We start from the raw sequence: 14,973 nt of genomic DNA on the forward strand, positions 1-14,973 counted from the left end.
ATACAAATACTATATTTCAATTAAATTAACCTAACCTTAACTGAAGATGAACTGAAGATGAACTTTTCCAAATTTAATAAAATCATATTTTATATATTCTTTTCAGATATTATAATCTTATATAAAGGAGTGATTCTATGGTAAACATATTAGTTGTAGAAGATGATAAAAAAATATGTCAATTATTTTGTACTGTACTTTCTAAAAATGGTTTTAATCCATTAAAAGCCTTTGATGGTGTTGAAGCCTTTGATGTATTAGAAAATAAACATATTGACTTAGTTATTTCAGATATAATGATGCCTAATATGGATGGATATGAATTCACAAAATCCCTTCGTGAAATAAATTCTGATATTCCTATTTTAATGATTACAGCTAAAGATGATTTTCCATCAAAAGAGAAAAGTTTCTTAATTGGTATTGATGATTATATGGTTAAACCTATTGATGTAAATGAAATGATTTTAAGAGTTGATGCATTATTACGAAGATCTAAAATAGTTCACGATAGACAACAAACCATAGGTGAAACATTATTAGATTATGATTCTTTAAGTGTCACAAGAAATGGAGAGGTAATTGTTTTACCACAAAAGGAATTCTATTTATTATATAAATTAATATCATATCCCAATAAAATTTTCACTAGAAATCAAATTATGAATGAGATATGGGGAATAGATAGTCCTTCTGATTCTCAAACTATCGATGTGCATATAAATAGATTAAGAAGACATTTCGGTAATAATCCTGATTTTGAAATTGTTACCGTAAGAGGTCTTGGATATAAGGTAATAAAAAATGAATAAAAATCACTATATAAAACTTTTGAAATTATGGTTTCCTTTTATCATTAATGTTTTTATAACATTTACTATTACTTATATAACAACATTGATAATAATTTTTATATATGCAAAACAAGATTCTCTTCCATCTCCTTCTATGGGATTTACATTAATAATTGTTATAAGTATTTTAATAGGTTTATTCTTCACCATCTTTATAGGATTAATGATTCATAATTTTATTAAACCTATAAATAAAATTATAGAATCTGCTGAAAAAGTCGCTAAAGGTGATTTTTCTATTCACTTAGATGAATCAGTGCATAAAGAAGAAATACGAGATATGTATATTTCCTTTAACAAGATGGTTAGAGAATTAAATAGTATTGAAACCTTAAGAAATGATTTTATAGTTAATGTGTCTCATGAGTTCAAAACTCCTCTTTCATCAATAGAAGGTTATGCTACATTATTGCAATCACCAAATATTACAGAGGAAGAACGTATTGAATATAGTAAGATTATAATAGAAAGTTCTAAACAACTTTCATCGCTTACAGGAAATATCCTTACTCTATCCAAATTAGAAACTCAGGAAATATTACCAGAGTCAGTTCATTTTAATCTTGATGAACAAATAAGGCAAGCTTTGCTGATTTTAGAAAATAAGTGGTGCTCTAAAAATATAGATATTAATTTAGATTTTGACATGTGCAGCTACTATGGTAACGAAAAACTACTAATGCAAGTATGGCTAAATCTATTAGAAAATGCAATAAAATTCACTTCAAATGGAGGTACTATTACTGCTTCAGTAAAAGAACATAACGAATATATATGTATTACCATATCAGACACAGGCATAGGCATGTCTAAAGAAACTCAACAATATATTTTTGATAAGTTCTATCAAGGTGACAAAACCCATACTATAGATGGAAATGGTCTAGGATTAGCTCTTGTCAAAAGGATAATTGATTTATATAATGGTACAATTACTGTGAAAAGTGCTGTTAATAAAGGTAGTACTTTTATTGTTTCATTGCCAAAAAATTATAATTAATTTTATAAATATAAAGACCTGTTGCAAAACAAACTTTTTAGTTTATACTTGCAACAGGTTTCTTTAATTACACATTTACCCTGATTTAAACTAGATTTTCACCGTTAGATTTAATAACTTCTTTATACCATTCAAAACTTTTTTTCTTTCTTCTTTCTAAAGTTCCATTACCTTCATTATCTTTATCTACATATATAAATCCATAACGTTTCTTCATCTCTCCTGTAGATGCTGAAACAATATCTATACATCCCCAAGGTGTATAACCTATTATATTTACACCATCTAAGATAGCTTCTTTCATAGCTTCTATATGCCCTCTTAAGTATTGGATTCTATAGTCATCATTTATTGAACCATCTTCTTCTACTATATCATTTGCACCTAGTCCATTTTCAACAATGAATAGAGGTTTTTGATATCTATCATGAAGACTATTGCAAGTTATTCTTAACCCTTCTGGATCTATTTGCCATCCCCATTCCGAAACATTTAAATATGGGTTTCTTACAGATTTAAATGCATTTCCTGAAGTTTTTCCATTTAATACTTCTGGATCTACTGATGCACATCTACTTGAATAATAGCTAAATCCTATAAAATCAACGGTATTCCCTTTTAGGATTTCTTCATCTCCTGATTCCATCACTATTTCAATATTATTTTCTCTGAAAAATCTCTTAGCATATCCTGGATATTCTCCTCTTGATTGAACATCTATAAATAAAAGATTTTCCCTCTCTTTTCTTTTTGCTTCCATTACATCCTTTGGATTACATGAATATGGATAAAACTCTCCTGCTGCAAGCATACATCCTACCATAGAATCTGGCATTATTTCATGGGCAAGTTTCGTAGCTAAAGCACTTGCCACTAATTCATGGTGAGCTGATTGATACATAACTTGAAGTTTATTATCTCCATCTTCAAATCTAACTCCAGCTCCTAAGAATGGTAAATGTAATATCATATTTATTTCATTAAAAGTCATCCAATATCTAACTTTCCCCTTATATCTATCAAAGATTACTTTACAGTAGTTTAAATAGAAATCTACAAATTTTCTATTCTTCCACCCACCAAATTTTTCTATTATTCCAATAGGAGTATCAAAATGACATATTGTAACTACTGGCTCAATATCATGTTTGATCATTTCATCAAACATAGAATCATAGAACTTTAGTCCTTCTTCATTTGGTATTTCTTCATCTCCATTTGGAAAAATTCTTGACCATGCTATAGATATTCTAAGACATTTAAACCCCATTTCTGCAAATAATGCTATATCTTCTTTATATTTATGATAAAAATCTATTGCTTCATGGGAAGGATAAAACTCATCATCATTAATTTTTAATTCAGCGATGTTTCCTTTCATAACATCTAATCTATTTTGACCTGATGGACAAAGGTCAACTGTTGTTAACCCTTTCCCTCCTTCTCTATAACCACCTTCGCATTGATTTGCAGCTAATGCTCCACCCCATAAAAATTTTTCTAAAAAACCTAATTTCATATGTATACCCTCCAAAATGTACTACTTAATAAGTCTCATTAATTTATCGTTTTCTTTTACTTTTAATCCAACTTTTTCTCCACCTATTATATCTGAATAATCTCCCCTATTAGTTATTATAATAGGTGTAATAACCTCATATCCTGCTTTCTTTATTGAATCGATATCAAACTCTACTAATAAATCTCCTTTTTTAATAGAATCCCCTGCTTTAACCTTTGCATTAAAATATTTTCCTTTTAAATTTACAGTATCTATTCCTATATGAATTAAAATCTCTGCTCCATCATTTGATTTAATTCCAAGAGCATGTTTTGTGTCAAATATAGCTGAAATCACTCCATCTGTTGGTGCAACTACTCTTCCGTTCTGTGGTATTATAGCAACACCATCTCCCATCATACCATCTGCAAACATTGGATCATTAACTTCACTTAATTCAACACACTTCCCGTTTATTGGAGCATATATTGTTGTATCCTTAGTATTAATATCTAAAGTTTTTTCTTCTTTTTTCTTTTCATCTACTACATCTTCAAATCCAACAAAATATGTTACTAAGAATGAAACTACAAATGCAATAGCGGCTCCAATGCAAGCAAATATTATATTTCTAAAACCATCAGTACCTATATATCCTGGAAGAGCTAAAAGTCCTGGTGAACCTGAAGTATATCTACCTACCCCAAAAATTCCTAAAAATAATCCTGATACTCCTCCACCAATCATAACGCCAATTAATGGTCTTTTTAATTTTAATGTAACACCATACATAGCTGGTTCAGTAATACCACAAACTCCTGTAATACCTGCTGAAGTTGCTAATTGCTTAAGTTCTGAATTTTTTGTCTTACAAGCTACTGCAAGAGCTGCTGCACCTTGAGCAATATTAGATCCAAGCATACCAGGTCCTACTACTGTATCAAAGCCAGCTGTAGCTATATTATTTATACCAATTGGAATTAATCCATAATGCATACCTGTCATTACTAATAATGGTGAGAATGTACCTACGATAAATGGTACTAACCAATTTGCATATTTATTTAAAAATTCGATACCTAATGAAATTCCGTTACCACATATATTTCCAAGAGGTCCTAATACTATTAAAGTAGCTAGTCCAGTAATAACTAATGTAATTAATGGTTTTGTAAAAAACTTTATTGCTTTTGGTGAAACTTTATCTGCTAATGGCTCAACAAAAGACATTAACCATACACCTAAAATTATTGGAATAACAGATGAAGAATATGTTGCAATTGTAACAGGAATACCTAAAAAACTAATTCCTTCTCCTGTTGTTTTTGCTACATCTACCATAGCTGCAAAATTAGGATGAAGTAATACTGCTGCCAATGTCATTGCCATATAAGCATTACACTTAAATTTCTTTGCTGCAGAATTAGCAAGTAAAAATGGTAAAAAGTAAAATGCTGCATCTGCCATAAAGTTCAAAATAGAATATGTCTGACTACTTGTACTTATAACCTTAAAACTTACTAATAAAGCCATAACAGCTTTTAACATTCCGGCACCAGTTATCGCTGGAATAATTGGTGTAAATATACCTGCTATTGTATCAAGCACCTTTACTACCGCATTTTTATTATCTTCTTCTGAAGCTGCTGTATTATCTTGTAAATTAGCAACTTCATTTATTTCTTTACATACGTTGGCAACATCACTACCTATAATAACTTGATATTGTCCTCCTTTGTTCACGACCCCCATAACACCTTTTGTATTTTTCAATACATCAGTATTAGCTTTGCTATCATCTTTAAGATTAAATCTTAATCTTGTAGCACAATTAGTTAATGATAGAACGTTTTCTTTTCCTCCAACATTTTTTATAATTTCTACTGCCAACTCCCTATAACTCATTCCCTATCCTCCTTGAAAGTTTTATCTTTTGCTTATGATATTGTTTACAATTCAATTGTAATCGTTTATTATATATTCATCAATACTATATTAAATATGATATTTATAGTTTATATCTATAATTGATTAGGGGGTATTATTTTGTTAGAACTTAGATTATTAAATTATTTTCTTGTACTTTCTGAAGAGTTACATTATACAAGAGCAGCAGAACGTCTACATATATCGCAGCCAACATTAAGCAATCAAATAAAATTACTAGAGGATATTATGGGTGCTAAACTTTTTAAATACGTTTCTAAAAAAACTGCTTTAACTGAGGAAGGTAAAATACTCCAAGACCATGCATATAAAATATTCTTTGATATTGAACAAACAAAATCCGATATAAAAAACTATGCTGGAAAATCAAGAACACAAATAAAGATTGGCGCTTCAGGATGTCACTTAATATTGGTTCCATGCTCAAACTTTAACAAGCTACACAAAAATATTTTATTGACTATGGAAGAACATAGTAGTAAAACTATAGTTGACGACGTTAAAAATGGTAAGTTAGATTTAGGAATTATCTATTCCTCTATAGAAGATTCTTCAATACATTCAGAAGTTTTAAATGTAGATCCATATCTTGCTACTGTACCATTAAAATCTAAACTTTCAAATTATGAATCAATAAAGCTAAAAGATTTAATATCTGAACCTATTGTATTGTTACCTAAATCTTCAGCTTCAAGAAAAAATATTGATAAATCCTTCAGTTTAATTAATCATATATGTACACCAATTATTCAAGTAGCTAATTTAACTTCATGTATTACCTTAGTTGAGAAATCAAATAATATAAGTATATTGCCAAAGTCATTTTTGAAATCTATAGATAATATTAATTTTAAAGCAATACCTATTTCTGACTATGCTCCTAGAGAAACTATTAATTTAATTTATAGAAAAGATTTATTTTTAGATTCATTTTTGATAGATTTGTTAGAAATTATTAGAGAGTTTCATAAAAATAACTAATACTATACTTTCTAAACTATTAAGAAGTACTAGATAATGTGCTTCTTTATTAAATAATTTATATATAAATTAAATTATAATAATTATTGGATTATATTTACTTTTAAGGTAAAATATACTATAAGTAAAGTGAGGTGTTGAAATTTATGAATAATATTATTGATTTATTAGTTATTGGAGGAGGACCAGCAGGACTTATGACTGCAAAAACTGCAGCTGAATTAGGGTTAAAAGTTACACTTATTGAAAAAAATAAGAACTTCCAACAATTACGAAGAGCATGTTCTGCTCAATTTATTCTTGATAATGGATATGAGAAAGAATTTATTAAATTAGAAAATGGAAAGATATTATTTACAAAAAATAATTTTGAAGTTAATTATACTGGAAATCTAGTTCAAATTAAAAATAAATATTATAACTCTCCAAAAGGTCATAAAATTCATTTTGCTCTTCCCGGCCAAAAAGCATTTGCTGTAAAGTTTGATAAACGAAAACTTCTTGATGATTTATGTAATGAATGTGTAGCTTTAGGCGTTGATGTTAGAATGTCAACTTTAGCATGTGGTGGATCTGATAAAGGTGACTATGTAAGCATAAATCTTAAAGGAACTAATACCTATACTTTGAATGCTAAAAAAGTTGTCATTGCTGAAGGTGCAAATGCACGTTTGACTGGTCTATTTGGTTTAAATAAAAGCAGAACTAATTTTGCTACAGCTCTTGTTTCAAAATATATACTTGAAGACGTATACGGAATTGAACCTAATAGTTGGAATCTTTTTTATGGAAAAACATTTTTCTCTAATGCGCCAGTAATTATAGGACCTAGCTTATATGGAAATAATACTTTTGAACTAACAATTTCAGGTTCTGCAAATGCAAAACCAGATTCAATTTATGAAAATGTTATTAACTACAGTCCACTTAAAAAGAATTTTGAAAATACCAAATTAATAGATAAGCAAGGTTGTGCTGTAAAAGCTTTCTCATCACTTAAAACACCTTATAGTGGTAACATTCTTATAATTGGTGATAGTGCTGCTTTTGTTGAAGTTGAAGTCCAAGGTGCATTGATGTGTGGATATCATGCAGCTAATGCAATATTTAAAGAACTTAAAGGTAAAAATGGTTTTGAAACTTATACTAATTGGTGGAAGTCAGCTTTTGAATTTAATAGTGATGAATACCTTCTAGTATCACAAGGTTATGCCCTGGTACCAACCTATACTGATGATGAACTTGATTATCTTTTTGCCCTTATCGAAAATAAAATATTGGAAGGTACCTACAGTCAATATAAGACTCCAAAACTTATTTGGGATGAAATTTTATTGCATAAAGACAAAATTAAAAGTGAAAGACCAATTATATATGAAAAAATAAAGAAAATGAATACTATGACATTGACAGATACATTTAAGAATTAATTTAAGGAGTACTGTAATATGAAAAATATCATTGATTTAATTGTAATTGGTGCCGGACCAGCAGGACTAATGACTGCAAAAAGAGCAGCAGAATTAGGCTTAAAAGTAACAATCATTGAACTAAAAAAAGATATTACACATATAAAAAGAGCATGCTCTGCTCAATTTGTTACAGATGAAGGATATGAAAATGAAACTATTAAAATAGAAGATAACAAAATAATATTTACAAAGAACAGATTTTATATCAATTACACTGGCCGTTTATTAAATATTATTAACAACTATCATCACTCTCCAAGCGGACATAAATTGCATTTATCACATCCAGATCATAGACCATTTGCTATAAAGTTTGATAAAGGACATCTCCTTGCGGATTTATGGCGAGATTGCGAGAAATTGGGTGTAAAGTTATTATTAGAAACTGTTGCATATAGAGGAAAAGACTTAGGTGATCATGTTAGAATAGACATCAGAAATCATAAAAAAACTTCCTCTATTTTAGCAAAAAAATTGGTTATTGCTGAGGGTGCTAATGCAAAGTTAACTGGATTATTTGGCCTTAATAAAGGACGAGTTCTCCACGGAACACCTTTTGTATTTAGTTGCATCATAGAAGGTGCCACTGGATTTGAACCACAAAGTTGGAATCAATTTTATGGCAGTAAATATCACCCTTTTGCAGAAGTAATTATAGAATCTGCTATTGAAGGTAATGATGCTATTGAACTTACCATTATGGGTACTAGAAATTTAAGACCTGATGTTCTTTTTGAAAAATTTATTAAAGATAGTCCAATGAAATATCACTTTACTAACGCTCATGTCATAGAAAGAAGAGGGTGTTCTCTTAAATCTTATGATTCACTTCAAAAACCATACATTGGTAATGTACTTGCAATTGGTGATAGCGCAGCTCATGTGGAGGTTATTGTTCAAGGAGCATTAATGTGTGGCTACCATGCAGCTAATGCCATAAATGATGAACTTATAGGCATAAATGGTTTTGAGAAATATACTAGCTGGTGGAATAAATCATTTAATTTCAACCATACTAACCCTCTTGAATTTGTTAATCTATATAGTAGTTTAGCAATGAGGCCAAAATACTCCGATGAAGAACTTGACTATATGTTTTCTTTGCTTGAAGGCACATCAATTTGTGGAAACTTTAGTCAATTCGAAGTTCCTAAAAATATATGGAAAGCAATTTTATCACACAAAGATCAAATTCAAAGTGAAAAACCGGCTTTATTTGAAAAGATAAAAAATATAGATAAATTGAACCAGGAAGGAAAACTTAACTGATACCATGTTATTCATGGAAATATACTTTCAGTACCTACATTAAAATGCTACTATGATTTTCTATAAAAATATGAGATGGAAAAATAATCTTTTTATTTTCTCATCTCATGCACATCATCCTTATTCTTTACTCTACAATTAATTTAATTCCCTGCTTGTTCCAAAAAACACCTTGTTAAAAAACTCCTTAGTTACCTCACTGCCCATAATCGCCTTAAATACATTTGTAGATACACCTCCATTATCCACTAATCCATCGGTATATTTCTGTGTAATTTCCCATTTCAACTTTCTTTCTTCTATTGTTAATAACTTACTATTTATCTCCATTTCAATAAATAAATTTAAATTATCTACAAACATAGACGATATCTCTAAATCCTTAGATTTATCTGTATTTTTAGCTGTACATACTGGCTTTAATGAATCATACCAACATTTTTTAAGTATCATATCCTCTAGCTTATTATGTTCTGCTTTAAGGCATCTAAATCTATTCATATAACTTAAATACACCTCATCTTTTTCTGGTACTAAATCATAATATTCGATTAGAAAACTTCGTTTTTCCTGCATGTATATATAATCAGTAGAAAATAAAGGTAATAATTTATAATATGGGGTGATTACAAATGAAACCATTTGAAGTTTAGCTGAATCTTTAGAGTCCATTACCAAAAGATTTCCCACACCATTAATATTATACTGCTTAATGTTATAAATGATATCTTGTATTTGTATATTAGCAAATTTTCCAGTTTCAATTTCTTTAAGATTATACTTAGAAGTCAGTAAATCCATTCCCCTATTAATATGATGCTCAATAATCTTCTTATTAATATCGAAAATATTTTCATTATCTGTTTTTCTCATATCCTCTCTCCCACTTCAAAAATAATAATTGTATATAATACTATATTCATTTTTTATACTATCATTACTTTTCTTTAGAATAATAAAAGATAGGATTCAAAATCAATTGAATCCTATCTCTTCTATATAAAACTACTATAACTTAAATAGTCTTAAGAACTTTTGCCATATATTTAGCTTTTCTGTTTCTTTACTTTCTTCTACTTCAACAGTTTCTTTTTCTACTCCCTCTGCTTGAATTACAAATTGCACTGAGTTAACATTTGTATTTTTATCACATACAAATGATTTAATTTCTGAGTCTGATCCTGTAAAGTTTTTTAACATTGAGTCAATTTCATTATCTACATTACTTTGTAATCCATTTGTTTCTTCTACAAATTCTCCAGTTCCAGATACCATTGTTTTAGTCCCACTATATAATTCAGATGTTCCTTTTACTAATTCATTTGCTCCCGCGCATATTGATTGATATCCTAAAGTTATTGTATTTACAGCATTGGTATACTCCTTAGTTCCTGAATCTAAAGCACTATAGTTTTCATTAAGTAAACTAATACCATTCTTTAATTGATTCATATTTACCATAAGGTCACTTAAGGATGCTACAAGATTTTGAATACTTTTATCAAAAATCTCATAGTTTGCTTTAAGAGCATTTGCTCCTTTCATAAGTTCTCCACTTTCTTTATCTAGTGCAGCATCTATACCACTTATTAATTTATTGCTACCTTGAATATATGAAATATCTGCCTTTAGAAGCGTTTCTATAGATATTATCTTTCCTGCATTTGTAATATAATCTACTATAGCATTAGTATCTCCAGCAGTATACTTATTTAAAAGTTCTATTGCTTCTTTATCTCCTGATGCCGCTAATGTCGCTACTTGAGATTGTACACCATTTATTCCACTAGCAATATATGCTTCATAAAGTGACCTTTGTGTATTTGTTATTGCTAATGCTGCAATAGCATTGTTATGATTATTTACAAATTCATTTGTATCCTTTAATCCTGCTGCTGATAAACCATTATAATAATCAGTTATAGAATTATCTACAGTTTCTAGCCCAGTAACAAGTTTTGAAATGCCATCTTTTATTTGCCCAGATGCGGCGCTTAACTTGGTAAGTTCCTCAGAAGAAGTATTTACCTTACTTAATGATGTTTCAATTGTTTGTAGTGCACTTTTCACTTCACTAGATCCTTCATTTAAAGATGAAGATTTTCCGTTTAAAGTTTTTAATGCTTCATTTATCGTTTCTATTCCATCATCCAATTTTATTGCTCCACTTTCAAGTTTTCCAGCTCCATTATTTAAATTATTAGCACCGTTATCAACCTCTTTTACTGCTGATTGTAATTTTTCTATTTCACTTGTAAGGTTACTAGTATCAATGCTATCTTTATTAATACCTAGATTAAGTTTTACTCCATTAATAGCAATATTGCCTACCTCAAAATCTTTTACATCAGCTGTTATATTAATATCCTTTTCGTTACCTGGCATTATTGTATAAGTAAGTTGTTTAAGTTCTCCAACATTAGCCACTGTTGCATCATCACTTTTTATATTTTTGCATTTCTTTCCATCTAATTGTACTGTTGCTTGTAATGCATAATTATCAAAAAATCCTTCTGTAGCCTTTTTGTTTTCAGATATTTTGATTTCCATAGTAAGTTTCCCACTACGTCCTGCAATGTCCTTTGCAGAATATTCCTTACCATCCATTTTATAAGTTATATCAATATCCCAAGGTATTTCTGCATTTTCTATAACACCTTCATAATATAACTTATCCTTAGAATTTTTAATATTTACTACGCCTGAATCATATTTAATTTCATCATTAGTATTCATATTTCTTACTTCACTGTAATTACCATAATCTACTATATCGCTATCATTGAAAATATTTACTACATAAGTTCCAATCAAATCTCCATTAGAATCTAAATTCACATATACCACTTCTTCTTTTGCAGTAGATAACTGAGACCCTTGAACCACTGTTGGTATCATACTTGAAATTATAAATACAGACATCATAGATGTTGCTGTTACTGTTTTTAACCACTTACTATTTTTATTCATCTATATCACTTCCTCTACCTCTAAATTAATATCTTCTTTCTTAGAAAATACCACTTTCTTTTTTCTTAAAATAAAACTATCAAGAATATATAATAATCCTGGTACAACAAAGACAACAATTGCCAAAGAGCATATTGTTCCTCTTCCAAGCAACATTCCTAATTGAGATAAAACGCCATGACTTGATACATATCCTAAAAAGAACCCAACCCCTGTCATAACAGTTCCTGATGTAAGAATAGATACCATTACTACTGAAACTGTCTTCTTTATCGCCTCTTGTTTATGAAATTCTTTTCTAAAATCAATATATCTTTCTGTCATTAAAATTGCATAATCTACCGTTGCTCCAAGTTGAATTGAACTAATAATCAAATAAGAAATATAAAACAGCGGTGTTTCTGTATAATATGGTATTGATAAATTAAACCATATTGCCGTTTCTATTGCTAATACAAGAATCGCCGGTATAGATATTGATCTCATAGATATTACTAATACTATAAATACAGCGCCAATTGATAATAGATTTACACTAATCATATCTTCTGTTATTGTATCCATCAAATCATAAGTACTTACAGTCTGTCCTGCTAGATAATACTTATCTCCATAATATTCTTTAGCTATAGAACGAATTTTTTCTACTACACTAAAAGCTTCTTTACCTTCATAATCTGTTTTAACGTTAATTATCATTCTGCTATAATTATCACTAATTAATTTTGATAATATATCTTCATCAACATATTCCATTGGAACTTCTGCTCCCGCTTTGTCCACATAAGATACAATGGAAGTTACTTCTTTAATACTTTTCAATTCATTAGAAAGATTTTCTTCTGTGTCAAAATCACCTCTTGGAACCATTAAAACATAGTTGTTTGATTTTCCAAATTCATCTTCAATATTTTTTGTATCTTGTCCCAATTTAGTTTCTAATCCAAATATCTTAGATGATCCATAATAATAATCATTATTTATAGACGCTAGATATGACGGTACAATTATAACTGCAAATAAAATCACAGAAGGCATAATAAGTCTTTTTACTAGTTTTCCAACACCATCAAATGATGGCATAAAACTTCTATGCTCTGTTTTATCTATTAACTTGCTACAATATAAAATCACACCTGGCGCAAAAATAAATACTGTTATAAGACTTAATGCTATTCCTTTAGCTAAAGCTAAACCAAGGTCTGGACCTATCTTAAATTTCATAACTGCTAATGCTAAGAATCCTATTACTGTAGTAACTCCACTTGATAAAATTGATGAAGTTGACTTACATAATGCTTGAATCATAGCTTCCTCTGGTTCTAATCCTTCCCCTTTTATTTCTTTATACCTGTGTAATAAAAATACTGAATAATCAAGAGAAACTGCTAGTTGCAGTATATTACCAGCTGCATTAGTTACAAAAGAAATTTCACCAAAAATCAAGTTTGTTCCTGCATTAATTACGATTGCAATACCTATAGAAACAAGTAAAATAATAGGTTCAAACCATGATGTTGTAGTAAGTATTAAAACTAATAATGTAAAAGGTACAGCAATAAGAACAATCATTTTAATTTCATCTGTTGTAGATTCTGTTGCTATAGCTGTATCTACCGCTGAACCTGACATAGCATTATTATCGCCAATTAAAGTTCTTATGTCCTCTACTGCCTCCATTGTTTTATCTTCATTTATAGTAACTGAAAATAAAGCATTACTATCTTTGTAGTAAGTAGTAACTGTATCTTTATCTAAAGTATCGATAGGAATAGTAATGTCAGCTACATCATCTAACCAAGTTACATCATCAACACCATCGATATTTTTTATTTTATCTTTTAATTCCATTGCTTCAGGTATAGTAACCCTAGACACCATTACCCGAGCATTAGGTATACCTCCACCAAACTCCTTCTCCATAACTTCTATTGAAACTGTTGAAGCAGTATCATCTGGAAGATAAGAATTCATATCATAATTTACTGAAACAAATTGTTTACACAATATTGAAATTAATGCAAAAACTAAAAAGCCAATTACAATAAATTTCTTATGTTTTACAACTCCCCTAAAAAACTTTTCTTTCATATATTCACCTACTTTTTATTAACAGCTTTTCATTACTATACACTGTGTTGATTTTCTTATCTAATTAGATTATAATTAACAAAAATACTTGTATCAATAACCAATTTTCTATATTTTGTTAATAAATGAACTGCTTTTTATTTATTTGAATACTAATGAACATTTTTCTACATTTTGTTCATTAATAAAATAATATATTTTAAATGGAGATGTTTGAAATGGATAATAAAAATACAGATAGACGTATTAGAAAAACTAAAAAATTCCTAAAAGATGGTCTTATAGAATTGATGCTTGAAAAGAGCATTAATGACATTTCTGTAAAAGAACTTACTGAAAAAATTGATTTAAATAGAGGAACTTTTTACTTACATTACAAAGATATATTTGATTTATTAGAGCAAATTGAAGATGAATTTTTACAAGAATTTAATAAAATTATGTTCTCACATTCCGAAGATCATTTAGAATGTAGTCTTTTATCTTTATTAATAGATATTTTTAATTATTTAAAAACTAATGCAGGAATATGTACTGTATTATTAAGTAATAATGGTGATAGAAATTTTATAAATAAAATAAAAGAACTTATCCGTGCAAAATGTTTTTCCGTTTGGACTGTTATGTTTGAATTGCCTAAAACTGATGCCTTTGATTATTTCTACACTTTTATTGTTTCAGGATGTATCGGTATATTTGAAGCTTGGCTTAATAACGGATTAAAAGAATCCCCTTATGAAATAGCTTCACTTACAGAATCCTTCATCCTTAATGGTATAGATGCTTTAAATGTGGTTTCTAATAAATAATTGTATTTTAACACGTATACTTTTCTTCTATTCTCATATATTATAAGTTGAATTTATCTTTTAGGACATTTGTCCTTAA

At 28.9% G+C, this 14,973-nt stretch carries 11 protein-coding genes; 6 read left to right on the forward strand and 5 right to left on the reverse strand.

What is annotated here, in order from left to right:
- Positions 1-137 precede the first annotated feature (137 nt).
- A complete protein-coding gene (locus tag CM240_RS08665) occupies positions 138-812 on the forward strand; it encodes a response regulator transcription factor (protein ID WP_044038404.1) in 675 nt (224 codons plus the stop codon).
- A complete protein-coding gene (locus CM240_RS08670; RefSeq protein ID WP_044038406.1) occupies positions 805-1,854 on the forward strand; it encodes a HAMP domain-containing sensor histidine kinase in 1,050 nt (349 codons plus the stop codon). Before CM240_RS08665 ends, CM240_RS08670 begins: the two co-directional genes overlap by 8 nt.
- 85 nt (positions 1,855-1,939) lie before the next feature.
- On the opposite strand, the gene CM240_RS08675 is transcribed toward CM240_RS08670, so the two are convergent.
- Together CM240_RS08675 and CM240_RS08680 are read right to left on the reverse strand one after the other, a co-directional pair.
- Complete coding sequence (locus CM240_RS08675) at positions 1,940-3,373, reverse strand: 6-phospho-beta-glucosidase (RefSeq protein ID WP_044038416.1); 1,434 nt, start codon at positions 3,371-3,373, stop codon at positions 1,940-1,942.
- A 21-nt stretch (positions 3,374-3,394) separates the two neighbouring features.
- Positions 3,395-5,260 carry a beta-glucoside-specific PTS transporter subunit IIABC gene (locus CM240_RS08680; protein WP_044038418.1) on the reverse strand — a complete coding sequence of 622 codons (1,866 nt, stop codon included), beginning with the start codon at positions 5,258-5,260 and terminating at the stop codon, positions 3,395-3,397.
- Positions 5,261-5,401: 141 nt separating this feature from the next.
- On the opposite strand from CM240_RS08680, the gene CM240_RS08685 reads away from it, so the two are divergent.
- The 3 genes from CM240_RS08685 (at position 5,402) to CM240_RS08695 (ending at position 9,024) form a co-directional block, all read left to right on the forward strand.
- On the forward strand, positions 5,402-6,283 hold the full coding sequence (locus CM240_RS08685; protein ID WP_044038420.1) for a LysR family transcriptional regulator: 882 nt from the start codon (positions 5,402-5,404) through the stop codon (positions 6,281-6,283).
- A 146-nt stretch (positions 6,284-6,429) separates the two neighbouring features.
- Positions 6,430-7,713: an NAD(P)/FAD-dependent oxidoreductase gene (locus CM240_RS08690; protein ID WP_044038423.1), complete on the forward strand. Its 1,284-nt coding sequence runs from the start codon at positions 6,430-6,432 to the stop codon at positions 7,711-7,713.
- Positions 7,714-7,731: 18 nt separating this feature from the next.
- Positions 7,732-9,024: an FAD-dependent oxidoreductase gene (locus CM240_RS08695; protein ID WP_044038425.1), complete on the forward strand. Its 1,293-nt coding sequence runs from the start codon at positions 7,732-7,734 to the stop codon at positions 9,022-9,024.
- Between the two features lie 138 nt (positions 9,025-9,162).
- Here CM240_RS08695 and CM240_RS08700 read toward each other — a convergent pair whose 3' ends face one another.
- The 3 genes from CM240_RS08700 to CM240_RS08710 all read right to left on the reverse strand — a co-directional run bounded on the left by CM240_RS08700 (position 9,163) and on the right by CM240_RS08710 (position 14,085).
- Positions 9,163-9,897, reverse strand: coding sequence for a hypothetical protein (locus CM240_RS08700; RefSeq protein ID WP_044038427.1), 735 nt, complete (start codon positions 9,895-9,897; stop codon positions 9,163-9,165).
- Positions 9,898-10,032: 135 nt separating this feature from the next.
- Complete coding sequence (locus CM240_RS08705) at positions 10,033-11,994, reverse strand: hypothetical protein (protein WP_044038429.1); 1,962 nt, start codon at positions 11,992-11,994, stop codon at positions 10,033-10,035.
- On the reverse strand, positions 11,995-14,085 hold the full coding sequence (locus CM240_RS08710; RefSeq protein ID WP_044038431.1) for an efflux RND transporter permease subunit: 2,091 nt from the start codon (positions 14,083-14,085) through the stop codon (positions 11,995-11,997).
- Positions 14,086-14,303: 218 nt separating this feature from the next.
- Between CM240_RS08710 and CM240_RS08715 the strand changes: the two genes are divergently transcribed.
- A complete protein-coding gene (locus CM240_RS08715) occupies positions 14,304-14,894 on the forward strand; it encodes a TetR/AcrR family transcriptional regulator (protein ID WP_044038434.1) in 591 nt (196 codons plus the stop codon).
- Positions 14,895-14,973: the final 79 nt, after the last annotated feature.

Source organism: Clostridium bornimense (genome assembly GCF_000577895.1).
GTDB classification, from domain to species: domain Bacteria; phylum Bacillota; class Clostridia; order Clostridiales; family Clostridiaceae; genus Clostridium_AN; species Clostridium_AN bornimense.